The organism is Flavobacterium sp. N1994 (assembly GCF_025947145.1).
Classification (GTDB): Bacteria; Bacteroidota; Bacteroidia; order Flavobacteriales; family Flavobacteriaceae; genus Flavobacterium.
This window is the reverse complement of sequence record NZ_CP109999.1, coordinates 527,252-550,934: the sequence shown is the minus strand read 5'-3', so window position 1 is coordinate 550,934 and position 23,683 is coordinate 527,252. Positions and strand designations below refer to the sequence as shown.

General features: G+C 31.6%; 23 protein-coding genes. 21 read left to right on the top strand and 2 right to left on the bottom strand.

All coding sequences use genetic code 11. The annotated features are described in order from the left end of the window. Positions 1–37: 37 nt before the first annotated feature. The 7 genes from rpsF to OLM53_RS02560 all read left to right on the top strand — a co-directional run bounded on the left by rpsF (position 38) and on the right by OLM53_RS02560 (position 5,322). Positions 38–382: a 30S ribosomal protein S6 gene (rpsF, locus tag OLM53_RS02590; RefSeq protein ID WP_136152298.1), complete on the top strand. Its 345-nt coding sequence runs from the start codon at positions 38–40 to the stop codon at positions 380–382. 2 nt (positions 383–384) lie between these two features. Beyond that, positions 385–681, top strand: coding sequence for a 30S ribosomal protein S18 (rpsR, locus tag OLM53_RS02585; protein WP_131476582.1), 297 nt, complete (start codon positions 385–387; stop codon positions 679–681). Positions 682–747: 66 nt separating this feature from the next. After that, entirely contained in the window at positions 748–1,188 is a 441-nt protein-coding gene (gene rplI, locus OLM53_RS02580; RefSeq protein WP_264521500.1) for a 50S ribosomal protein L9, read from the top strand. A 67-nt stretch (positions 1,189–1,255) separates the two neighbouring features. Continuing rightward, positions 1,256–1,729 carry a DUF6495 family protein gene (locus tag OLM53_RS02575; RefSeq protein ID WP_264521499.1) on the top strand — a complete coding sequence of 158 codons (474 nt, stop codon included), beginning with the start codon at positions 1,256–1,258 and terminating at the stop codon, positions 1,727–1,729. A gap of 73 nt (positions 1,730–1,802) precedes the next feature. After that, a complete protein-coding gene (gene ligA / locus OLM53_RS02570) occupies positions 1,803–3,800 on the top strand; it encodes an NAD-dependent DNA ligase LigA (RefSeq protein WP_264521498.1) in 1,998 nt (665 codons plus the stop codon). A 79-nt stretch (positions 3,801–3,879) separates the two neighbouring features. Beyond that, a complete protein-coding gene (locus tag OLM53_RS02565; RefSeq protein ID WP_264521497.1) occupies positions 3,880–4,608 on the top strand; it encodes a lysoplasmalogenase in 729 nt (242 codons plus the stop codon). 66 nt (positions 4,609–4,674) lie between these two features. Further along, on the top strand, positions 4,675–5,322 hold the full coding sequence (locus tag OLM53_RS02560; RefSeq protein WP_264521496.1) for a lysoplasmalogenase family protein: 648 nt from the start codon (positions 4,675–4,677) through the stop codon (positions 5,320–5,322). Here the strand turns inward: OLM53_RS02560 and OLM53_RS02555 are convergent. Both OLM53_RS02555 and OLM53_RS02550 read right to left on the bottom strand, forming a co-directional pair. Beyond that, entirely contained in the window at positions 5,296–6,213 is a 918-nt protein-coding gene (locus OLM53_RS02555; RefSeq protein WP_264521495.1) for a bifunctional metallophosphatase/5'-nucleotidase, read from the bottom strand. The two genes, OLM53_RS02560 and OLM53_RS02555, sit on opposite strands and share 27 nt — an antisense overlap. Before the next feature lie 4 nt (positions 6,214–6,217). After that, the gene (locus tag OLM53_RS02550) at positions 6,218–6,994 is read right to left on the bottom strand and encodes a 5'-nucleotidase C-terminal domain-containing protein (RefSeq protein ID WP_264521494.1); all 777 of its coding nucleotides are present in this window, start codon (positions 6,992–6,994) and stop codon (positions 6,218–6,220) included. Positions 6,995–7,042: 48 nt separating this feature from the next. On the opposite strand from OLM53_RS02550, the gene OLM53_RS02545 reads away from it, so the two are divergent. The 14 genes from OLM53_RS02545 (at position 7,043) to OLM53_RS02480 (ending at position 23,652) form a co-directional block, all read left to right on the top strand. Next, positions 7,043–7,561, top strand: coding sequence for a DUF6913 domain-containing protein (locus OLM53_RS02545; protein WP_264521493.1), 519 nt, complete (start codon positions 7,043–7,045; stop codon positions 7,559–7,561). A gap of 1 nt (position 7,562) precedes the next feature. After that, complete coding sequence (dapA, locus tag OLM53_RS02540; RefSeq protein WP_264521492.1) at positions 7,563–8,447, top strand: 4-hydroxy-tetrahydrodipicolinate synthase; 885 nt, start codon at positions 7,563–7,565, stop codon at positions 8,445–8,447. 109 nt (positions 8,448–8,556) lie between these two features. Beyond that, entirely contained in the window at positions 8,557–9,351 is a 795-nt protein-coding gene (locus OLM53_RS02535) for an outer membrane protein assembly factor BamD (RefSeq protein WP_264521491.1), read from the top strand. Positions 9,352–9,357: 6 nt separating this feature from the next. After that, the gene (locus tag OLM53_RS02530) at positions 9,358–9,678 is read left to right on the top strand and encodes a DNA-directed RNA polymerase subunit omega (protein WP_121313610.1); all 321 of its coding nucleotides are present in this window, start codon (positions 9,358–9,360) and stop codon (positions 9,676–9,678) included. A 5-nt stretch (positions 9,679–9,683) separates the two neighbouring features. Further along, complete coding sequence (gene coaBC, locus OLM53_RS02525) at positions 9,684–10,901, top strand: bifunctional phosphopantothenoylcysteine decarboxylase/phosphopantothenate--cysteine ligase CoaBC (protein WP_264521490.1); 1,218 nt, start codon at positions 9,684–9,686, stop codon at positions 10,899–10,901. Then, a complete protein-coding gene (locus OLM53_RS02520; protein WP_264521489.1) occupies positions 10,885–11,772 on the top strand; it encodes a DUF4835 family protein in 888 nt (295 codons plus the stop codon). The genes coaBC and OLM53_RS02520 overlap by 17 nt, the downstream gene beginning before the upstream one ends. A gap of 41 nt (positions 11,773–11,813) precedes the next feature. Further along, positions 11,814–13,466 (top strand): DNA repair protein RecN, encoded by a 1,653-nt coding sequence (gene recN, locus OLM53_RS02515; protein WP_264521488.1) that lies wholly within the window; start codon positions 11,814–11,816, stop codon positions 13,464–13,466. Between the two features lie 56 nt (positions 13,467–13,522). Beyond that, positions 13,523–14,716, top strand: coding sequence for an enoyl-ACP reductase FabV (gene fabV / locus OLM53_RS02510; RefSeq protein WP_264521487.1), 1,194 nt, complete (start codon positions 13,523–13,525; stop codon positions 14,714–14,716). A gap of 106 nt (positions 14,717–14,822) precedes the next feature. After that, positions 14,823–17,132, top strand: coding sequence for a T9SS-dependent choice-of-anchor J family protein (locus OLM53_RS02505; RefSeq protein WP_264521486.1), 2,310 nt, complete (start codon positions 14,823–14,825; stop codon positions 17,130–17,132). A gap of 101 nt (positions 17,133–17,233) precedes the next feature. Then, positions 17,234–19,612 carry a T9SS type A sorting domain-containing protein gene (locus OLM53_RS02500; protein WP_264521485.1) on the top strand — a complete coding sequence of 793 codons (2,379 nt, stop codon included), beginning with the start codon at positions 17,234–17,236 and terminating at the stop codon, positions 19,610–19,612. A gap of 89 nt (positions 19,613–19,701) precedes the next feature. Then, a complete protein-coding gene (locus OLM53_RS02495; protein WP_264521484.1) occupies positions 19,702–20,706 on the top strand; it encodes a glycosyltransferase in 1,005 nt (334 codons plus the stop codon). Next, positions 20,703–21,287, top strand: coding sequence for a dephospho-CoA kinase (gene coaE, locus OLM53_RS02490; RefSeq protein WP_264521483.1), 585 nt, complete (start codon positions 20,703–20,705; stop codon positions 21,285–21,287). The genes OLM53_RS02495 and coaE overlap by 4 nt, the downstream gene beginning before the upstream one ends. Before the next feature lie 70 nt (positions 21,288–21,357). Next, on the top strand, positions 21,358–22,938 hold the full coding sequence (locus OLM53_RS02485) for a sensor histidine kinase (RefSeq protein ID WP_264521482.1): 1,581 nt from the start codon (positions 21,358–21,360) through the stop codon (positions 22,936–22,938). A gap of 12 nt (positions 22,939–22,950) precedes the next feature. Then, positions 22,951–23,652, top strand: a complete 702-nt coding sequence (locus OLM53_RS02480) for a response regulator transcription factor (RefSeq protein WP_264521481.1) — start codon at positions 22,951–22,953, stop codon at positions 23,650–23,652. The last annotated feature ends 31 nt before the right edge of the window (positions 23,653–23,683 follow it).

Genomic DNA, 23,683 nt, shown 5'->3' with positions numbered 1-23,683 from the left:
ATCTTCGCGCCCAATTTAAAATTTAATCATAATTATTATGAATCATTACGAAACTGTTTTCATCTTAAATCCCGTTTTATCTGAAGTTCAGGTAAAGGAAACAGTAAGCAAATTTGAAGATTTTCTTACTGCAAAAGGAGCAAAGATGGTATCTAAAGAGGATTGGGGCTTGAAAAAATTAGCTTACGAAATCCAAAACAAGAAAAGTGGTTTTTACCATTTATTCGAATTCCAAGTATCAGGAGAAGCTTTAATTGCTTTTGAAACTGAGTTTAGACGTGACGAGAGAGTTATGCGTTTCTTAACTGTAAGTTTAGATAAACACGCAATTTCTTGGGCAGAAAGAAGAAGAACTAAATTAAAAGAAGCAAAAGCAAACTAATCATGGCAAATTTACAACAATCAGCTTCAGGAAAAAAAGACGGAGATATCAGATATCTTACTCCTTTAAACATTGAGACCAACAAAACTAAAAAGTATTGTCGTTTCAAAAAATCAGGTATTAAATATGTAGATTATAAAGATCCTGATTTCTTATTGAAATTTGTTAACGAGCAAGGTAAAATTTTACCACGTCGTTTAACAGGAACTTCATTAAAATACCAAAGAAAAGTATCAGTAGCTGTTAAAAGAGCTCGTCACTTAGCTTTAATGCCATACGTGGCCGATTTATTAAAATAATAATTAAACAATAGTTGTTGGTTTCCCGTTAATCGGAACCTAACTTCTCTAATAAAGGACAACAACATGGAATTGATCTTAAAACAAGACGTTCAAAATTTAGGATTTAAAGACGATGTAGTAACAGTAAAAAACGGTTACGGTCGTAATTATTTAATCCCACAAGGTTTTGCTGCTTTAGCAACTCCTTCTGCTAAAAAAGTATTAGCAGAAAATTTAAAACAAAGAGCTTACAAAGAAGCTAAGATTGTAGATGATGCTAAAAAATTAGCAGAAGCTATCAAAGCTTTAGAGATTAAAATTACAGCAAAAGCTGGTGGAGAGAAATTATTCGGTTCTATCACAAATATTGATATTGCTGCTGCTTTAGAAGCTGCAGGTCAACCAATCGATAGAAAGTTTATCACTAGTGGTGTTGTAAAACGTACTGGTAAATACACTGCTTCTGTGAGATTACACAGAGAAGTTGTGGTTGAATTGCCATATGAAATTGTAGCTGAGAAATAATATTTCAACATACAAAATAGAAAGTCCCGATGAAAATCGGGATTTTTTTTTAATCTACTTTTAAAAGATGAAGTATAAAAGACTAACCAAAGAACAATTCGAAGCTTTACACAAAGAGTTTAGCAATTTTTTAGCCTCTCAATCTATTGATAAAACGGAATGGGATTCAATTAAAGCTAATAGACCCGAAGTAGCAGAACAAGAGTTAGATGTTTTTTCCGATTTGATTTGGGAAGGCGTTTTGACTAATGCTAATTATTTAGAACATTTTTCTAAAAACCATATTTTCTTGTTTCATTGTCAAGAAAAATTAATTCAATCTATTGTTTTGAAAGCTTTGGAAACACAAGTTGACTTTATGCAAAAAGAAGGTTTGCAATGGTTAAGTGATAATTTATTTACGGATACAGTTGAGATTCATATTGGCAAAAAGGAGTATCAAGAGGAAAGAAACAAAGCCATTTTTGATTTGATTACAGAAGGTGCAATATTAAGCGATGGACAATTATATCTTCAAATAAACGGAATAATTCAGTCGTAAAGTTTATTCCTTTTCAAAAAATATTGGCTATTTTAGTGCACACAATTTGCAACTATTATAGCCAATTTCTTTTATGGATATTCAGAAAACAATTCAAGATTTAAGAGAAGAACTTAATCAACACAATCACAATTATTATGTGTTAGATACTCCAACGATTTCTGATTTTGAATTTGACCAAAAGCTAAAACAGCTTCAGGAACTAGAAAATCAACATCCTGAATTCTTTGACGAAAATTCTCCCACACAACGTGTTGGAGGTACCATTACTAAAAATTTTAATACTGTAGTTCATGATTACCGCATGTATTCACTTGATAATTCCTATTCCAAAGAAGATTTATTGGATTGGGAAAACCGAATCCAAAAAGTCCTTGGAAATGTAAAATTGCAATATACTTGTGAGCTTAAATACGATGGAGCTTCTATTAGTATTACTTATGAAAATGGAAAATTGCAACGTGCTGTAACTCGTGGCGATGGTTTTCAAGGGGATGATGTAACCAATAATATTAAAACAATAAAATCAATACCGCTACAATTAAAAGGAAACTTCCCAGAGCGATTTGATATTCGTGGAGAAATCATTTTGCCATTTGAGGGTTTTGAAAAAATGAACCAGGAACTTATTGAGATAGGAGAAACTCCTTACTCTAATCCGAGGAATACCGCTTCAGGTAGTTTGAAATTGCAAGACAGTAGTGAGGTGGCTAAGCGTCCTTTGGAATGTTTATTGTATTTTATTGTTGGCAATAATTTAAACATTACCACCCAATTTGAAGGATTAGAATACGCTAGGAAATGGGGATTCAAAGTTCCGAAAGAAGCAAAATTAGCCAATTCAATAGAAGAGGTGTTTGATTACATAAATTATTGGGATACCCATAGACACCAACTTCCTTATGAAACGGATGGAGTTGTTATTAAAGTCAATGATTTTCATCAGCAGGATGAATTGGGTTATACAGCCAAATCTCCACGCTGGGCCATGGCCTATAAATTTAAAGCGGAACAAGTAACCACAGTTTTAGAATCGATTTCTTATCAAGTGGGAAGAACTGGTTCAATTACACCTGTTGCCAATCTAAAGCCAGTACAATTAGCAGGAACGATTGTTAAAAGAGCTTCATTGCACAATGCAGACCAAATAGAAAAATTAGACATTCGCATAGGAGATTCGGTTTTTGTGGAAAAAGGAGGGGAGATTATCCCCAAAATAATTGGAGTTGATTTGACTAAAAGGAGTTCGGATTCAGTGCCTACAGAATATATTTCACATTGCCCTGAATGTAATTCGGAATTAGTTAGAACCGAAGGAGAAGCTAATCATTATTGTCCTAATTTTTATGGTTGTCCACCACAAATTATAGGTAGAATTCAGCATTTCATTTCGCGCAAAGCGATGGACATCGAAGGTCTTGGTGGGGAAACGGTAGCATTACTTTACAATAATGGTTTGGTAAAGGATTATGCAGACTTGTACCAATTAAAAGTAGAACAAATTCTGCCTTTAGAACGTATGGCTCAGAAATCGGCTGAGAATTTGGTGAACGGAGTCCAGAAATCGAAGGAGGTACCTTTTGAACGAGTTTTGTATGCTATTGGTATTCGCTATGTTGGTGAAACTGTTGCAAAAAAATTAGCTAAACATTACAAAACCATAGATGCTTTGCAGAGTGCTACCATGATGGATTTGATTTTGGTTGATGAAATAGGTGAGAAGATAGCACAAAGTGTTTTAGAGTTTTTTGAGAATGAAGAAAATGTCAGAATCATTGAACGATTAAAGGAATATGGGGTACAATTAGAGTTGGTTGAAAAATTTAATCCAAATGCTACAAATATATTAGAAGGAAAAATCTTTGTCGTTTCAGGAGTATTTTCAATGTTTTCACGTGATGATTTGAAAAAAAGTATTGAAGATAATGGAGGTAAAGTTGGTAGTTCTATTTCGGCAAAGACCGATTTTGTTATTGCTGGTGATAACATGGGCCCCGCTAAATTAGAGAAAGCTAACCAGTTAAAAATTTCTATTATTTCTGAAAATGATTTTATCGCAATGATTAACTAACCAAATAAAAACAAAGAGTTGTATTTGTTTATTTTTTTTAACTTATTTTTATATACACAATTAAAGCAAAATAAAGAGAATGAAAAGTATGTATTTAGATATATGGAAAAAAGACACTTTGACAATTTTATTATTGTCTACTTTTTTTATTATTTCCATTATTGAAATCATAGCAGAATATGATGCTAATAAGGTGTTGATTTGGTTAACAAAGCCCCTTATATTACCACTGCTAACACTCTATTATCTGAAGCGTTCAAAAAGAATCAACATTCCATTTATCGTTGCATTATTATTTAATTGGATTGCTAATATAATTTTTATTCAAAACACATTTCAATTAATAGTTTTAGGTGTTTTTTTCTTTTTAATATATAGGGTTTTAATCATCTATATTATTGTTAATAAAGTTAATATGCCTAATTCAATTCCTTTAATTATTGGTTCATTACCTTTTATATTTATCTATCTGTCAGTGACTTTTTTTACTTATAATACTTTAGGGGAAAATGTTTATTTATTTTTAATACAAGGTGTATTTACTATATTTTTAGGTGGATTTAGCCTAGGAAACTACATTATGGTATCAAATAAATCAAATACTTTATTGTTTTTAAGTACCATCTTAATGACTTTTAATCAATTTATATTTCTTATGAAATTCTATTATGGCGAAGCTAATTTGTTTCAAGCTGTTGCCATGTTGTTATTTGTTTTTGGTCAATTTTTATTGACAAAATATATGCTACACACCGAAAAGAAAAAATATAAATATGAAATTGCCAATAGTTTAACAGAAAATTGTTAACTCTTGAATTTAGTATCAATGCTGAAGAAAACAAACATAACAAACACCTTAACAATATGCTATTTTGTGATAGCAATTTTTGAAGTTTTAGCTGAGTATTTGGTTAACAAACCTATTATATGTTCACTTAAACCATTATTGCCTTTGTTTTTAATTGTGATTTATTGCCTAGATTCAGATAGAAAAAACATTTTATTTATAATAGCATTGCTACTGTCTTCATTAACGAATATACTTTTTATTCCAGATACTCCGATGTTCTTGTTTTATGGTATAATAGTCTTTACCTTGCATCGTATAATTACTATCTACCTTATCTTTTCATTACAAAAAGTTATAGATTATATTCCAGTAATAATTGCAACTTCTCCGTTCTTACTGATCTTCTTTTACTTGTTTTCAGAAACACCAGAAATTCCACAAAATAGTTTTTACATCATCATAGTTCAAAATATCCTAATATCAGTGCTTACAGGAATAGCACTTTCGAGTTATGTTATGAATGATAACAAACAGAATTCTATTTTGTTAATCAGCGCCTTACTTTTTGTAATGTTGCAGTTTGTGATTTTTGTAGAAAAATATTTTTTAACTAATGAATTTGAAGACTTTTTTAGACCAACAGCAATGACACTTAATGCGTTGGCCTTTTACTCCTTTTACAAATATGTCGTAACAGCAGAAAAATCAAACCACAATAATGGACTTTCCTGAGGCTAGTTTAGTCTTATCATTATCAAAATAAAAATCAATTCTACCTAGGTTTACACCATAGCATCCCACTTGGTTTACCAAAACTTCTTTGCCATCAGCATTTGTCAAGATGGTGGGTTTGTCAAGGAAGGTATGAGTATGTCCTCCAATAATTAAGTCAATATCTTTAGTTAAAGTAGCTAATTTAACATCGCAAATTTTGTCTGGTTCATCTTTGTATTTGTATCCAATGTGAGACAAACAAATTACCAAATCACATTTCTTATCATGTTTCAAAATCCGAGCCATGTCTTGCGATATACCAACAGGATCATTGTAGACCGTTTCTTTATAATTCTTTTTGTCAACAAGACCTTCTAAACCTACACCAAGTCCAAAAACGCCTACTTTGATTCCGTTTTTATGGAATATTTTATAAGGTTTTACATGGCCATCCATAATGGTGTTTTTAAAATCATAATTAGCCGAAACAAACTCAAAATTAGCATTAGGTAATTGAGCATATAATCCATCAATACTGTTGTCAAAATCATGATTGCCAATTGTTGCCAAATCATATTTCATCATGCTCATCAATTTGAATTCCAATTCACCACCATAATAATTAAAATAAGGAGTTCCTTGAAAAATATCACCTGCATCAAGTAACAATACATTTGGATTTTCCTTTCGAATAGATTCAATTAAAGCTGCTCTTCTAGCAACTCCCCCCATATTAGGATTCTTTGGATGATTTGGTGGAAACGGGTCAATATAACTGTGAACATCATTAGTATGAAGTATTGTCAATCTATTAGATTCATTAACTTTAAAACTACTCAACGATAAACCTCCAAGTCCAAATAAAAGGGAACTTGCAGCTGTTCTTTGTATAAAATCTCTTCTTTTCATGATGCTATTCTTTGGTAATTCTAATATCCTTGTTGGCTATGATAGTTTTGTTTTCTTTAAAATAATCGATGATAATATTTCTAAGCTTATAGTCTAAACTATATTTTTCAATTCCCTTTTTGAAGAATAACATATTATCATTTCCGTAGGACAAATAATCCGATGTGGCAACATAATATATTTTGTTAGTATCTAATGGATTTCCACCTACCAATATATTCTTGGGTTGATTGTTTTTGTCAATAGTAAAAGTCATTCCTTTCAATGGATGTGGCTTTTTTTCGGCAATGATATAATTAACTATTTCTAAAATCTGTTCTTCCTTGAGTGCAACTACTACAGCGGTATTTTCAAAAGGCATTATTTCAAATGCATTACGAGCAGAAACATTTCCTTTAGGAATTATGGTTCGTATTCCACCATGATTCATTAAGCAAATGTCAATCGATTTTTTTTCTCTTAATTGAAATACTTTGTTAGACTTTTCGAATGTAATGTCCGCTAAAAAGTTTCCCATTGGGGTTTGCCACTCTCCAGATTTATCTATCGTCTCGGGGGCGTAGGATAAAACAGTATTCAGGTCGGTGTCGATTTTGGCTCGATAGGGTTTTATAAAGTTTTCAAGCTCAGCAACTTCACCATTTTTATCGGTAATTCCAATTTCTTTGCCTTCAATTTTGTTTAAGGTGATTTTTTTTTCGGCACAAGAAATAACAGCCGCAAATGTTAATAATAAAACAAAATGTTTTACTACACCGTTATAGTTTTTTAGTTTTACCATCGCTTTTGGCACTAATTTTAGTAAATTTGTAATTCAAGTAAAAGTAGTATGTTTTTAAATTACTTCAAGGATTTTTCAACAAAAAAAATAGTTAAAAATAGTTTATCCAATGTTAAACATTTAGCTTCCGATAAAGTAATCACTACCGTTGGGATTATATTTGACGAAAGCTATTTTTATGAGAAAGAAGCCTTAGTTCAGGAGTTGATTCAAAACGGAATAGTCGAAAATGAAATTAAAATTCTAGTTTATAAAGACAAAATTAAAAAGAATGAAACTTTTGACTATCCTGTCTTTAGTAACAAAGATTTGAGTTGGAGAGGAACTGTTGATAAGAAAGAAGTGAAAGAATTTGTTAAACAACCTTTCGATTTATTAATCAATTATTACGATACCGAAAAGGTAGCTTTACTATTAGTTTCGCACTTGTCCAAAGCAAGCTTTAAAGTTGGTTTTTCAGCTGTTGACAAGCGATTGAATCATTTTATGATTAATACCAATGCGGAAAACTATAAAGTATTCACGGATGAGTTATTCAAATATTTAAAAATTCTAAACAAAATATAACATGCAATCATTAATAGGAACTGGAGTTGCGCTTGTTACACCATTCAAAAAAGATTTTTCTGTAGATGTTGAGGCTTTAAAAGCTATAGTGAATTTTCAGATTGATAATGGAATTGATTATTTAGTCGTTCTTGGAACTACTGCAGAAACTGCAACCCTTTCAAAATCTGAAAAAGAATTAGTCATAGAAACTATTGTTGATGCTAATAAAGGAAGATTGCCATTAGTTCTTGGAGTAGGGAGTAATAACACTCATGAAGTTGTTGAAGAATTAAAATCAAGAAATTTTTCAGATTTTGTTGCCATCCTTTCTGTTTCACCTTATTACAATAAACCAACACAAGAAGGTATTTACCAACACTTTAAAGCCATCGCAGAAGCTTCACCACTTCCAGTAATTTTATATAATGTTCCTGGTAGGACCTCAAGTAATATGTTGCCATCAACTATTATAAGATTAGCCAATGATTTTAAAAATATTGTTGCTGTTAAAGAAGCTGCAGGTGATATTGTTCAAGCTATGAAATTGATACAAGACAAGCCCAAAGGCTTTTTAGTAATTTCAGGTGATGATATGATAACTTTACCAATGATTTTAGCAGGCGGGTCTGGCGTTATTTCGGTCATTGCAGAAGGTTTTCCAAAACAATTTTCAGAAATGGTTCATCTTGGATTAAACAAAAAAGTGGATGATGCTTATAAATTGCATTATCTTTTGGCAGATTGTATTGACCTAATATTTGAACAAGGAAACCCAGCAGGAATTAAAGAAGTCTTTACATCATTGGGGTTGTCAGAGAATACAGTTCGACTACCATTAGTAAATGTGAATGAAGATTTAGCAAATCGCATTCATAATTTCAGTACTAAAATTTCAAAAATGTAGATTATTTGAAGGACAAAAAAATATTTTGTAATCAATAATTAATAACTAAATTTGCAGTTGATTTTTTAAACACCAAATCCGTTTAAAATCAGCTGAATTAAATAAAAAAATGAAAAAAATTCTAGCCCTATTTGCTGTAATTGTATTTTTAACTTCTTGTAGTGATTATCAAAAAGCATTAAAATCAGAAGATGTTGCTGTTAAATTTGCTTCGGCCACCAAAATGTACGAAACGAAAAAATATGGTAAAGCTATTCGTCTTTTTGAACAAATTGCTCCAGCATATAAAGGAAAACCTTCTGCTGAGAAAATGTTTTATATGTATGCACAATCCTTATATAAAACGAAACAATATTATTTAGCTGGGTATCAGTTCGAGAGCTTTGTTGCCAGTTATCCAAAAAGTGAAAAAATAGAAGAAACTTCGTTTTTAGGAGCTAAATCATTTACTTTTTTGTCTCCAGTTTATAGTTTAGATCAAACAGAAACCAACAAAGCTATTGATAAACTTCAGAATTATATTGATAGTTATCCCAATGGAAATAATCTAACAGAAGCTAATACTCTAGTAAAAGGATTGAGAGAAAAACTAGAGAAAAAAGCATTTGAAAATGCTAAAATTTACAATACTATTTCCGACTATAAAGCCGCTATGGTAGCTTTTGATAATTTTATTATTAATTACCCTGGTACGCCATTTAAAGAAAAAGCATTGTATTACAAATTGGACTCTGCCTATTTATTAGCTATTAATAGTATTCCTTCAAAAATGAAAGAAAGACTTGAAAGCGCTAAAGTAGCTTATCAAAATTTAATGAAATTTAAAGCTGATACTGAATATAAAGCAAAAGCTGACGAAATGTTAGCCAAGATTGATAACGATTTAAAACAATTTTCTAAATAAAAAGTCATGGATTTAAAAAAGACGAATGCACCAGTAAATACAATTACATACAACAAAACTGTTATTGAAGAGCGTACTGGTAATGTTTACGAAGCAATAACAATAATGGCTAAAAGAGCAAATCAAATTAATTCTGAAATCAAAAAAGAATTAACCGAAAAATTAGAAGAGTTTGCTACTTACAATGATAGTCTTGAAGAAATCTTTGAAAACAAAGAGCAAATCGAAGTTTCTAAATACTACGAAAAATTGCCAAAACCACATGCATTGGCTGTTCAAGAATGGCTTGATGATAAAATTTACTACAGAGACACTACAAAAGACTAATTAAGATGTCTGTTTTAAGCGGTAAAAAAGTACTACTTGGTGTTTCCGGAGGAATTGCCGCATACAAAACAGCAACATTAGTTAGGTTATTTATAAAAGCAGGTGCACATGTCCAAGTGATCATGACACCTGCTTCTAAGGATTTTGTTACACCGTTAACATTATCAACCCTTTCAAAAAACCCAGTTCATTCTACTTTTTATAACGAAGAAGATGAGAATGCTCAATGGAACAATCACGTTGAATTAGGACTTTGGGCCGATTTGATGCTAATTGCTCCAGCAACAGCCAATACATTATCTAAAATGGTAAATGGCAATTGCGATAACCTTTTAATTGCAACCTATTTATCAGCAAAATGTCCAGTTTATTTTGCTCCAGCAATGGATTTGGATATGTATAAACATCCTTCAACTATAGCCAGTTTTCATACCTTAAAGCAATTCGGAAATAGTATTATTCCAGCCGAAACGGGTGAACTTGCCAGCGGATTATCCGGGGAAGGAAGAATGGCAGAACCTGAAAACATCATCGATTTTCTCGAAAAAGATTTGGAAAGCAAATTGCCATTAAAAGGGAAAAAGATTCTGATTACGGCTGGTCCAACTTATGAAGCTATTGATCCCGTTCGTTTTATTGGCAATCATTCTTCGGGTAAGATGGGTTTCGATATTGCCGAAAGAGCAGCAGATTTAGGTGCTTACGTATTTTTAATTTCAGGACCTACACACTTAAATCCGAAAAATCCCGTTATTAATTTAATTCGAGTGACATCGGCTAAAGAAATGTATGATGCTTGTCACATCTATTTTACAGATATGGATGTCGTTATTTGTGCAGCAGCTGTTGCAGATTATAGACCCAAATTTGTAGCAGAGCAAAAGATAAAAAAAGCAGATGCCGATTTATCTATTGAACTTGAAAAGACACAGGATATATTAGCTTCATTGGGGAAAATTAAAACAAAACAATTTTTGATTGGCTTTGCATTAGAAACTGAAAATGAAATTGATAACGCTAAGTCGAAAATTCAGAAAAAAAACTTAGATTTGATTGTTTTAAATTCGCTTCAAGATGAAGGGGCTGGTTTTGGAAAATCAACCAATAAAATAACTTTTATCGACAAGGATTTTAATATTGAGCCAATGGATTTAAAATCGAAAGAATTGGTTGCAAATGATATCATGAATAAAGTAATTTCAAATTATGAAAAAAATAGTTAGTATTCTTTTTTTGTTATTTATAGGAGTAGTGGAAGCCCAACAATTAAATTGTACGGTTCAAATCAATTCAGATCAAATTACAACAGCTAATAATCAGATTTTTAAAAATTTAAAAAATTCCATAAGTGATTTTGTAAATAAAACAGATTGGACAGGAGAGGAGTATAAAGCAAATGAAAAGATAAATTGCTCCATGGTAGTTATAATTAATAGTTACGATTCCAATCAATTTACAGCGACTCTTCAGGTACAATCTACAAGACCTGTATTTAATTCTACATATGCTACTCCAGTATTTAACTATAACGATAAAGATTTTAGTTTTCGTTATATTGAATATGAGAATTTACAATTTAATCCCTCTAATTTTGATTCTAATTTAGTATCCGTTTTAGCCTATTATAGCTATATGATTCTTGGTTTTGATGCCGATACTTATTCTTTAAAAAGTGGTAACAAATCGTTTGAAGTGGCACAACAAATAATGACCGTTGCTCAACAAGGAGGTTATAAAGGATGGAGTCAGGGTGATGGAAACCAGAATAGATATTATTTAGTAAATGATGTTTTATCGGGAACTTATGATGCCTACAGAGAAGCATTATATCAATATCATAGAGAAGGTTTAGATACTATGACCTCCGATTTAAAAGCTTCAAAAGATAAAGTGATTAGTTCAATTGCTACACTCTCAAAGTTATATGCTATACGTCCTAATGCTTTTTTAACCAGAGTATTTTTTGATGCTAAAGTAGATGAAATTGTTTCTATTTTATCTGGAGGTCCAAAAGTTTCATTGTCTGAAACAATTGATACTTTGAATAAATTATCCCCTCTCAACACAAGTAAATGGTCAGCAATTAAGTTATAATTAGTACATTTACTACTTAAATTTTACTTCATTACCTGATTATGATTACATCGTTATCTATTGAAAATTTTGCGTTAATAGAAAAATTAAACATTAATTTTTCTGGTGGGTTTTCAATTATAACAGGTGAGACAGGAGCAGGAAAATCAATACTTTTAGGGGCCTTAGGATTAGTTTTAGGAAAACGAGCTGATTTATCTTCCCTTAAAAACGCATCGGACAAATGTATTGTTGAAGCCAACTTTTCTATAGCGAAATATGATTTAAAATGGTTTTTCGAATCTAATGAATTAGATTATGAAGATGAAACCATCATCCGTAGAGAAATATTACCCTCTGGAAAATCTAGAGCCTTCATCAATGATAGTCCAGTAAACCTTCAAAAATTACAGGATTTAAGTTATTATTTGATTGATATTCATTCACAACATCAAACTTTGGAATTGTCTGAGGAAGAATTTCAATTCAAAATTATTGATGCCATTGCCAACAATAAAGAATTATTGTTAGAATTTCAATCTGCTTTAAAAAAATACCGCCAGACAAAATCCATTTTAGAAGCTAAAAATAGTTCCTTTTCTGCCATTTTAAAAGAGAAAGATTACAATGAATTTTTATATACAGAACTAGAGTCAGCTAATTTAAAAGCAGGTGAGTTAGAAGATTTGGAAAAGACTTATGAAACTTTAAACAATGTTGAATTTATTAAAGATAATCTATCTTCACTTTTAGCATTAGCTAATGAGGAGCAGTTTGGACTTTTAAAAAACTTGAAAGAATTCAAAACGACACTGCAAAAAAATGGTCATTTTTCACCTGAATATCAATCTCTTTTTGAAAGAACAAACTCTATTGTTATCGAATTTGATGATATTGTTAAAGAATTGAATCGCGAATCTGATATGGTTTTCAACGATCCTGAAAAAATGGAACTCATCAATCAAAAATTACAACAGATATATGCATTACAAAAGAAACACCAGGTTTTAAGCGTTGAAGAATTATTAGAAATTCAAAATGAATTGGAAAACAAAGTGGTTTCTGTAACTACGTTAGAAGATGAAATTGCACAACTTGAAATAAATATCAAGGATTTTGAAGTCCAGTTGGATACTATAGCTTCTAAAATCAGCCAAAGTAGGAGAGAAGCCGTTCCCCATTTAAGTCAAAAATTAATCGAGATTCTTAATCAATTAGGAATGCCTAATGTTCGATTTGAAATTTCAATTAGTCCTTCTGAATATTATCATAATAACGGAAAAGACACTCTTCAATTTTTATTTTCTGCAAATAAAGGAACGGATTTTGGATTGTTAAAAAAAGTGGCTTCAGGAGGTGAAATGTCAAGAATAATGCTCGCTGTGAAATCTATTTTATCTAATTACTCCAAGTTGCCAACCATTATTTTTGATGAAATTGACACAGGAGTTTCAGGAGAAATTGCTAATAAAATGGGAGAAATAATGAAAGTAATGAGCCATTCAATGCAGGTTTTTGCTATAACGCATCTACCTCAAATTGCTGCTAAAGGGGCAAATCATTATAAAGTATTCAAAACAATAGTAGGAGAAAACACGGTATCGGAATTGAAACTACTAAATAATGATGAAAGAATAATAGAAATTGCTGAAATGTTATCAGGAAAAGAGATTTCAGATTCTGCTATGAATCATGCTAAAGCATTGTTGAATTGAAATTCGAATTTATTACTTTTGTAACACATTAAAACTAATATAAAAATAGTAACTATATGATTATTGAACCAAGAATGCGAGGGTTTATTTGTTTAACTGCTCATCCCGATGGTTGCGCTCAAAATGTTAAAAATCAAATTGATTATGTAAAATCCAAAGGGCAAATTGATGGTGCAAAAAAAGTCTTGGTAATTGGAGCTTCAACAGGTTTCGGATTAGCATCAAGAATTACAAGTGCTTTTGGTTCGGGTGCCTCAACAATTGGAGTGTTTTTTGAAAAACCACCAACAGAAGGAAAAACTGCGACTCCAGGTTGGTATAATTCAGCTGCGTTTGAATTAGAAGCACAAAAAGTAAATTTGTATGCTAAAAGTATCAATGGAGATGCTTTTTCAAATGAAGTTAAACAACAAACTATTGACATGATTAAAGCTGATTTAGGTCAAGTGGATATGGTTATCTATAGTTTAGCCTCTCCTGTACGGTTACATCCTGTTACAGGTGTTTTACATCGTTCCGTTTTAAAACCAATTGGACAAACTTTTTCAAATAAAACAGTTGATTTTCATACTGGAATTGTTTCTCAAGTTAGTATTGAACCTGCTACTCAAGAAGATATTGATAATACTGTTGTAGTTATGGGAGGAGAAGATTGGTCAATGTGGATGGAAGCCTTAAAAAATGCTGGAGTTTTAGCTGATGGAGTTACAACAATAGCTTATTCTTATATTGGGCCAGAAGTTACTGAAGCAGTATACAGAAAAGGAACAATCGGACGCGCTAAAGATGATTTAGAAGCTACCGCTTTTAAAATTACTAACAGCTTAACATCATTAAATGGTAAAGGCTACGTGTCTGTAAATAAAGCCTTGGTCACACAAGCTAGTTCAGCAATTCCTGTAATACCATTATATATTTCTTTGCTTTACAAGATAATGAAAGCTGAAGGAGTGCACGAAGGATGTATCGAACAAATTCAAAGGTTATTTGAACAGAGACTTTACACAGGAAAAGATATTCCAACAGATGAAAAAGGCAGAATAAGAATTGACGATTGGGAGATGCGTGACGATATACAAGAAAAAATAAAAGATTTATGGGCAACAGCAACATCAGAAAATCTAACTCAAATAGGAGATTTAGCAGGCTACAAACAAGACTTTTTAAATCTATTCGGTTTTGGAATTCCAAATGTTGATTATAATGCTGAGTCTAATGAATTATTACTAATACCTAGTATTAATAATTAATTTATCACAGGTTTTTTAAATGCAATTATATAAAACTCACAAATAATTTGTGAGTTTTTTTTATTTTATTTACATTTATAAAAATTAACTTTATAAACAACAAATTATGATGAAAAAAATTACTTTATTATTACTATTTTTAATAGGATCAGTTACATCTTCATTTGGTCAATTTTCAGAAGGTTTTGAGTCTGGAATTCCGGCAACTTGGACAGTAATCAATGGAGGAGATACTAACACTTGGGCAGCCAATACTTTTACACCTCATGGTGGTACTGGTGATGTATCTATTGGCTATTCTGCTACCGCACATGATGATCATTTAGTAACTCCAGCAATTACTGTTACGGCAGGTTCTACTGACAGGATTTCTTTTTGGGCTAGAAGTAGAGATCCTCTTTATCCAGAAGTTTTTGATGTAAAACTATCTACTACTACTGCTGCGGCAGCTGATTTTACAGTAACACTAGAAGCAGGTGTCGCACCAGCAAGTGGAACTAATTTTTACCAATATTTTTATGATTTATCAACTTATGTTGGGCAAACAGTTTACATCAGTATTTACTCATCAACAACTGATCAATTTAGATTAGATATTGATGATTTTGTTAATGATGCTATACCAAGTGTTGCTCCTAGTTGTGCAGCTAATCCAGTTTCAACTCCAAATGCAACTTGTGGAAATTTTGCTTCTACAATTTCATGGGATGCTGTAGCTGGTGCAACTGGATATAATTTAACAGTGGGAACAACTTCAGGAGGAACTGATGTAGTTAACAATGTAAATATTGGAAATGTATTAACTTATAATTTTCCAACACAAACTCCAGGAACCACCTACTATTGGAAAGTTGTTCCGTTTAATGCAGTTGGACCTGCTACTGGGTGCACAGAAAATAGTTATACAACTTTCGCCTCTGGATGTTACTGTGATTCTTTACCAACAAGTAATGATGGTTTAGGTATCACTAATGTTACAATTGGAGCTACAAATTTCCCTAATGGTGATGTTACTTATTTTGATAACTCAGCAACTTCAGTAAATTTAGCTCAAGGGCTTACATCAAATGTTGCCATTACTTTTTCAACGGGATATACATATGATACTAATATTTGGATAGATTTTAATAATGATTTTGATTTTGATGACGCTGGTGAACTAGTTCAAACTGGTATAGCTTCTACAAATGCAGATCCAACAACATTAGACGCTTCATTTAATATGCCAGTTACAGCTCCACTTGGTCAGCATAGAATGAGAATTGGTGCAGCTGACTCAGGTCAAGTACCACCTGACCCATGTTATTCTGATACATATGGTGTTACTTTAGATTTTACAGTTAATATTATTGTTGCACCGACGGATTTACCTGACTATGCTAATTTGCAATACCCATATACGCAAACAATTGCTGCGGGTGGGAGTTTTACTGTTTATGGAAGAGTTTATGAAGGTGGTTTAACAGATACTACTACTGGACAAGCACCAGGCATTAATGCTTGGGTTGGATATAGTACTACTGATGCTAATCCAAACACTTTTACAAATTGGGTTCCTGCCACTTTTAATGTTGAAACTGACGGAGGAAATAATGATGAATATCAAGCTATTATTGGTGCAACTTTAGCTCCAGGAACATATTACTATGCAACAAGATTCCAATTAAATGGAGGTGCTTATGTTTATGGAGGAACTAATTATGGTTTCTGGAATGGTACAGATAAAGTAAATGGAGTATTAACAGTTACACCACCGCCACCTGTTACACCAAATTGTGACCTTGCTTCTGCCTTACCTGATCCTTCATTAGGGGGTAGTACATGGACAAGACCATTAGCAGGAGGAACAGGTCTATCAGGTGTTGGAATTGGCGTTTCATATCATATTTATGGACCATTTACAGTAGATACAACAGGGTCTTATACTTTTACTAGTACTCAAGATTTTGACGGAATGATTTTTGTTTATCAAAATTCCTTTGATCCAAATAATCAATTAACAAACTTTGTTGCAGGTAATGATGATTCTGGACCAGGATCTGTTATCACTACCGATTTGACAACAGGTATTACTTATTATTTTGTAACAACATCATTTTCTCCAACTGATTTTGGTAATTTCTCTACAGATATAACGGGAGCAGGAACAGTAACTTGTGGAACTTTAGGAGTTCCTGGTTTTGATAATAGCAACTTTGCTTATTATCCAAATCCAGTTAAAAATGTTTTGAATTTGTCTTATAATCAAGAAATATCGAATGTTGAAGTGTTTAATATATTAGGTCAAAAAATAAGTACTAATAAGATTAACGCAAGCACTGCTCAAATAGATATGTCAAATTTATCAAAAGGAGCATACATGGTTAAAATAACATCTAACGATCAAATTAAAACTATTAAAGTTATAAAAGAATAATAGTAAAATATTTTCAATGTTAAAAACCACCTACCATATAGGTGGTTTTTTTTATTATGTTTATTTTTGCACCAAATTAACTATTAACTATATTACAAATTATGAAAAAAATTACTTTATTGTTCTTTTTGATTGGAACATCTTTTTGGGGTAAGGCTCAAGTTCTTAATCAAAATGCTGGTTGGCCAAATTCAGCATGGACTTTAACCGGTTCATATCTTGCAACTGGTATTCAATCTGACCCAACTTTGACCGCAAATTTTGCATTTAATGATGATGCTACTGCTTCAGGTCATGAAGATAATATAGCGGCAGAATCACCCGTTATTAATTTGACACCAGCTTTTAATGCTGGAGAAAAATGGCTAACAGTTTCAACTCAATATGTTTACAGATATTTAGCAAATGATGAATTAGTTTTTCAATATTGGAATGCCGATACTTCATCTTGGGTTAATTGGGGTACTAATTTTGATGCCTTAGGAAATTATACTACCGATACAAACTATTGTTCTGGAACTCCTTCTACTTATACTTCAGCTGTACTTAATATTGCTGGATTTACACCAACTCAATTATCAGGTTTCAAATATAGAATTTCTTATGATGATGATCCAGCTGGAGCTGATTGGAATTATGGTTTTTGCTTTCAATCACCAACAATAGCATCATCTACTCCACCATTATGTCCTAGTCCTACAAGTTTAGCTGCAGTTGTAACAAATAACTCAGCACTTCTTTCTTGGACAGAAAATGGCTCTGCTACTTTGTATAATGTTGAATATGGTGCAAATGGTTTTACCCAAGGTACAGGAACTTTATTGTCAGGTGTTTCAAATTCATACAATCTTACTGCATTAACATCAAGTACTGCTTATTCTTATTATGTGCAATCAAATTGTGGAGGATCGGCTGGAACTAGTACATGGGTTGGCCCTTTTAATTTCACAACTTTATTTTCACCTCCTGCAAATGATAATTGTTCAGGTGCAGTTGCATTAACAGTAAATCCTAATTATGCATGTGGATCAGTTACTTCAGGATCTACTCAAGGTGCAACTCAATCATTGGCAGCTACACCTTGTTTTGGAAATCCTGATGACGATGTTTGGTTTAGTTTTGTTGCTACAGCAACAAGTCATAAAATTGTATTATCAAATATTGTAGCAGTTGGAGGGACAGGAACAAGCGTTGATGCTTATATGCAAGTGCTTTCTGGTTCTTGTGGCTCTCAAACTTCTATTTTATGTAGTGATCCTAATACAGCAACACCAACAGGTTTAACAATTGGTCAAACTTACTATGTTAGAGTATATACTTATGGTACAACAAATAATATCACTTTTACTATTTGTGTAGGTACACCGCCACCGCCACCAGCAAACGACGAATGTACTGGAGCTATAGCTTTAACAGTAAATCCAGATTATGCTTGTGGTACAGTTACTGCGGGAACTGTTGCTAGCGCTACAGCTTCTGCTACTGATGCAACGGCTTGTTTTGGCACTGAAGATGATGATGTGTGGTACTCTTTTGTAGCCACTCAAACTACTCACAGAATTAGTTTAACCAATGTTGCTGGTTCTGTTACAGATATGTTTCATTCCCTATGGACTGGAGATTGTGCTGCTTTAACATTAGTTGCAGGTTCATGTTCAGATGCAGATGTTAGCAATCCAACTGGATTAGTAGTTGGTCAAACTTACTATGTAAGAGTTAACACTTATACTGCAACATCAGGACAAGATACTACATTTAATATTTGTATTGGAACTACACCACCACCAGCTCCAACACCGGCTAATGATGAATGTTCTGGTGCTATTGCTTTAACTCCTGGAGGTTCATTTACCACCTACCCAATTATCGGTACTAGTGCCGGTGCAACAGATACAGATGGTTTAACACCTTCTTGTCAAACTAGTTTTACAAACAATGTATGGTATAGCGTTGTTGTTCCAGCTTCTGGAAATATTACAATTGAAACACAAACTACAGGTTCAGGATATACGGATAGTGTGGTTACTGCTTTTACAGGAACTTGTGGATCGTTAAATGCAGTAGGTTGTGATGATGACGGAGGTCCTGCTGGTGCTAATAACTTTATGTCTATTTTATCTTTAACAGGTCAAACACCTGGTAGCACATTATATGTATCTGTATGGAGATACAACTCAGGAGCAGGTGTTGATGGAACTTTCAATATTTCAGCATATGATTCTTCTTTATTAAGTAATAGTTCTTTTGATAGTGCTAATTTTACATTTTATCCAAATCCTGTAAAAAATGTTTTGAATTTATCTTATAATCAAGAAATTTCAAATGTAGAAGTGTTTAATTTAATAGGACAAAAAGTTAGATCAAATACAATTAATGCTAACGATGCTCAAATAGATATGTCAAACTTATCTAATGGAGCTTACATAGTTAAAGTAACATCTAATAACCAAGTGAAAACAATTAAGGTAATGAAACAGTAATTGTTTTTTTAATATCTATATAATTAAAACCACCTAATTTTAGGTGGTTTTTGTTTTTTATAAAACTTATATTTGTTAAAATTTTCGCGATGTATTTTTCAATTATCATACCCGTTTATAATAGACCAGATGAAATCAATGAATTATTAGAAAGTCTTGTCATTTCTGATTATTATAAAAAATTTGAAGTTGTTATTATTGAAGATGGATCGACAATAATCTGTAAAGAGGAAGTTGATAAATTTAAAAGTAAATTAAATATTTCATATTACTTTAAACAAAATTCAGGTCCAGGTGATTCTAGAAATTATGGAATGAAATTAGCAAAAGGAGATTATTTTATAATATTTGATTCTGATTGCATAATTCCAAAACAATATTTGTCTGAAGTTGAAACGGAATTGAATAGAAATTATGTTGATTGTTATGGAGGTTCAGATGCTGCTTTAGAGTCATTCTCGGACATACAAAAAGCAATTAACTTCGCTATGACTTCTTTTTTAACTACTGGAGGAATTCGTGGGAGTTCAGAGAAAATTAACAAATTCCAACCTCGTAGTTTTAATATGGGAATATCAAAAAAAGCATTTGAGACTTCACATGGATTTGGAAATATTCATCCAGGAGAAGATCCAGACTTGACCATAAGATTATGGAAATTAGGATATGAAACTAGACTATTTAAAGACGCCTTTGTATATCATAAACGAAGAATAGATTGGGATAAATTTTCCACTCAAGTTACTAAATTTGGGAAGGCTAGACCAATTTTAAATAGCTGGTATCCTGAATATAGTAAGCTAACCTTCTTTTTTCCTACCTTTTTTATTTTAGGCTTTTGCATATCATCATTTTTGTTTTTATTTGGAATTCAATTTCCTATTTTTTTTTACGGAGTATATTATCTAATGCTTTTCTTTTTAGCTTGTATTCAAAATAAGAGCCTTAAAATTGGTTTCCTATCTTTAATTGCAGTGAATACACAATTCTTTGGATATGGAAGAGGGTTTTTGAAATCTTATTTAAAAATAATAGTATTAAAACAAAAGCCACAAGAAGCATTTCCTGAATTATTTTTTAAAGCAAAATCATGACTAAAGTTATTGGGTTAACGGGTGGAATAGGAAGTGGAAAAACAATGGTTGCAAAATACATTCAATCATTAGGATACCCAGTTTACATTGCTGATGACGAAGCTAGAAAAATAACGGAAGACAAAAAAGTAGTTCAAAAAATTGCTGAAATATTTGGCAATGACATTATTGAGAATGCTTCTGTTAGTAGAGAGAAACTTTCTAAAATTGTTTTTAATAATTCAGATAAACTACAAAAACTAAATGCTATCATTCATCCATTGGTTAAAGAGCATTTTGATTCTTGGTTAAAAAAGCATAAAGATTTTCCATTAGTTTTCAAAGAAGCTGCGATATTATTTGAAAGTGGTAGTTATCAATACTGCGACTTTGTTATTACTGTAACTGCTCCGTTAGAAACTAGAATTTCAAGGGTTGTAGAGCGCGATAAAGTATCTAAAGACAGTGTCTTGAAAAGAATTCAAAACCAATGGACTGATGAACAGCGAATTGCAAAAAGTGATTTTGTAATTGATAATATTTCTGTTAAAGAAACCTATAAACAAATAGATCAAATTCTTAAAATATTGAAAAATCAATAAATTAAGCTCAAGATGTTAATGTTTGGTTAATGTATTTATTGCATAAATGTTAAAATGCTAAATTTGTTTAATGAATAAATTGTTTTTTCGCTTACTGGTTATTTTGATGAGTTTATCCCTAATCGGTATAATACTTGTTCAAGTTTATTGGTTTGATAAATCTTTCGAGAATAATGAAGAACAATTTAAATATCATGTCAAGCAAGTTCTAGGAAATGTTGCAGATAAATTACAAGATCATGAAAGGTATTCCTATTATGAAATGTATAATCATCTAAAAGATAGTACTGGTAAAACACCTAAAAAAAGTGATTTTTTAGAATTTGGTTATTATCAAAGAGACTCCAGAACTAATGAGACTATAATTTATTCAAATAGTATAATTTCTGAAGATTACGGAATTTCTTCCTCGTTCTTTGACAAAAAATTAGACAGTGTAAAACTCAAGAATTTCTCTTCAAAAAGAAAAACAGAAATTTATAATGGCAATATTGATAATTCAGGTCTAAAACAAAAAGCTACACCAGATATAAAGATTGAAAAATCGGGACGTTTGGATTTATTAGATAACGCTCAATTTGAAATTTTCTTTAAAGATTTTGCAGCCACAAGACCTATTCAAGAAAGAGTTTCTAATGAATTAATGCAAAAATTATTATCTGAGGAACTAAATGAATATGGAGTAAAAACACCATTCGAATTTAACGTTTACAGCAATGGCTTAGCTACAAAAATAAAATCAGAACGTTTTAAATATGACAAACAGTCAACGTATTCGATACCCATATTTATAGACAATGAGGGTAATAACAAATACCAATTATTGTTAACGTTTCCTCAAAAGAAGAAATTTTTATTTTCTGAATTAATTGGAATCTGTGTTTTATCAATTGTTTTTACATTAATCATAATTATTGCTTACTCAAGTGCTTTAAATCAATTAATAAAACAACGTCAAATTTCTGAAATCAAAACCGATTTTATTAATAACATGACGCATGAATTTAAAACCCCGATTGCAACCATCAATTTAGCTTTAGATGCTATAAAGAACCCTAAAGTGATTGAAGATAAAGAAAAGGTGCTTCGTTATTTGCAAATGATTAAAGATGAAAATAAACGAATGCATGCTCAAGTTGAAAATGTATTGCGTATTTCTAAATTAGAGAAAAAAGAGTTAGACATTACTAAAGAATCGAACAATATTCATGATATTATTGAAGACGCCATTGAACATGTAAACCTAATTGTAGAAGATAGAAATGGTGTTATAACGAAACATTTTAATGCCTCTAGAACTTCAGTATTATTAAACGATGTTCATTTTACGAATGTAATTGTTAATATTTTAGACAATGCTATTAAATATTCACCTAATGAACCAATCATAGATATTGAAACCGAAAATGTAAAAGAGTTTATCATTATCAAAATCAAAGATCAAGGCTCAGGAATGAGTAAAGTAGCACAAAAAAGAATATTTGAAAAGTTTTATCGCGAACACACAGGCGATTTGCACAATGTAAAAGGTCACGGATTAGGATTGGCCTATGTTAAGAGAATTATTGACGATCACAACAGTCAAATTTTTGTTGAAAGTGAAAAAGGAAAAGGAAGCACATTTATAATTAAAGTCCCACTCATAAATTAAAATAAAATTACTATGGAAACTAATAAAAAAGTACTACTCGTGGAAGACGATCAAAACTTTGGAATCGTTTTGAGAGAATTTCTAACATTAAATGATTTTGATGTTACATTAGCCAAAAACGGTATGGAGGGTTTTGAAAAATTCAAAAAAGACAATTTCGATTTGTGTATTTTGGATGTCATGATGCCCTACAAAGACGGTTATACTTTAGCTAAAGAAATCAGAGAAAAAAATAAAGATGTTCCTTTGATTTTCTTAACGGCAAAATCAATGAAAGAAGACGTCTTAAAAGGATACAAAGTAGGAGCTGATGATTATCTAAACAAACCATTTGATTCAGATGTATTATTGATGAAAATAAAAGCCATCATTCAAAGAAAAGCGGCAGAGAATAAAAATGAACCTGCTAAATTTGAGTTCCAAATAGGAAGATTCCTTTTAAATTCTAAGCTTCGTTACTTAAAATTAGACAATAATGAACCTATCAAACTTTCTCCTAAAGAGTCTGAATTATTGAAAATGATGGCAACTTATGAAAACGATTTAATGCCAAGAGAATTAGCTTTAACTAAGATTTGGAGAGAAGACAATTACTTTACTTCAAGAAGTATGGACGTTTACATTGCCAAATTACGTAAATATATCAAAGATGATCCCAATGTTGAAATCTTAAATATTCACGGCGAAGGCTTTAGACTAGTCGTAAAAAAATAAGCATAATGGCTTCAAGAAATTGGAGCCATTT

Bases quoted from the DNA above. Each gene is read 5' to 3' on its own strand.
- rpsF (WP_136152298.1), top strand. From the start codon at position 38: ATGAATCATTACGAAACTGTTTTCATCTTAAATCCCGTTTTATCTGAA.
- rpsR (WP_131476582.1), top strand. From the start codon at position 385: ATGGCAAATTTACAACAATCAGCTTCAGGAAAAAAAGACGGAGATATC.
- rplI (WP_264521500.1), top strand. From the start codon at position 748: ATGGAATTGATCTTAAAACAAGACGTTCAAAATTTAGGATTTAAAGAC.
- OLM53_RS02575 (WP_264521499.1), top strand. From the start codon at position 1,256: ATGAAGTATAAAAGACTAACCAAAGAACAATTCGAAGCTTTACACAAA.
- ligA (WP_264521498.1), top strand. From the start codon at position 1,803: ATGGATATTCAGAAAACAATTCAAGATTTAAGAGAAGAACTTAATCAA.
- OLM53_RS02565 (WP_264521497.1), top strand. From the start codon at position 3,880: ATGAAAAGTATGTATTTAGATATATGGAAAAAAGACACTTTGACAATT.
- OLM53_RS02555 (WP_264521495.1), bottom strand. From the start codon at position 6,213: ATGAAAAGAAGAGATTTTATACAAAGAACAGCTGCAAGTTCCCTTTTA.
- OLM53_RS02550 (WP_264521494.1), bottom strand. From the start codon at position 6,994: ATGGTAAAACTAAAAAACTATAACGGTGTAGTAAAACATTTTGTTTTA.
- OLM53_RS02545 (WP_264521493.1), top strand. From the start codon at position 7,043: ATGTTTTTAAATTACTTCAAGGATTTTTCAACAAAAAAAATAGTTAAA.
- dapA (WP_264521492.1), top strand. From the start codon at position 7,563: ATGCAATCATTAATAGGAACTGGAGTTGCGCTTGTTACACCATTCAAA.
- OLM53_RS02535 (WP_264521491.1), top strand. From the start codon at position 8,557: ATGAAAAAAATTCTAGCCCTATTTGCTGTAATTGTATTTTTAACTTCT.
- OLM53_RS02530 (WP_121313610.1), top strand. From the start codon at position 9,358: ATGGATTTAAAAAAGACGAATGCACCAGTAAATACAATTACATACAAC.
- coaBC (WP_264521490.1), top strand. From the start codon at position 9,684: ATGTCTGTTTTAAGCGGTAAAAAAGTACTACTTGGTGTTTCCGGAGGA.
- OLM53_RS02520 (WP_264521489.1), top strand. From the start codon at position 10,885: ATGAAAAAAATAGTTAGTATTCTTTTTTTGTTATTTATAGGAGTAGTG.
- recN (WP_264521488.1), top strand. From the start codon at position 11,814: ATGATTACATCGTTATCTATTGAAAATTTTGCGTTAATAGAAAAATTA.
- fabV (WP_264521487.1), top strand. From the start codon at position 13,523: ATGATTATTGAACCAAGAATGCGAGGGTTTATTTGTTTAACTGCTCAT.
- OLM53_RS02505 (WP_264521486.1), top strand. From the start codon at position 14,823: ATGATGAAAAAAATTACTTTATTATTACTATTTTTAATAGGATCAGTT.
- OLM53_RS02500 (WP_264521485.1), top strand. From the start codon at position 17,234: ATGAAAAAAATTACTTTATTGTTCTTTTTGATTGGAACATCTTTTTGG.
- OLM53_RS02495 (WP_264521484.1), top strand. From the start codon at position 19,702: ATGTATTTTTCAATTATCATACCCGTTTATAATAGACCAGATGAAATC.
- coaE (WP_264521483.1), top strand. From the start codon at position 20,703: ATGACTAAAGTTATTGGGTTAACGGGTGGAATAGGAAGTGGAAAAACA.
- OLM53_RS02485 (WP_264521482.1), top strand. From the start codon at position 21,358: ATGAATAAATTGTTTTTTCGCTTACTGGTTATTTTGATGAGTTTATCC.
- OLM53_RS02480 (WP_264521481.1), top strand. From the start codon at position 22,951: ATGGAAACTAATAAAAAAGTACTACTCGTGGAAGACGATCAAAACTTT.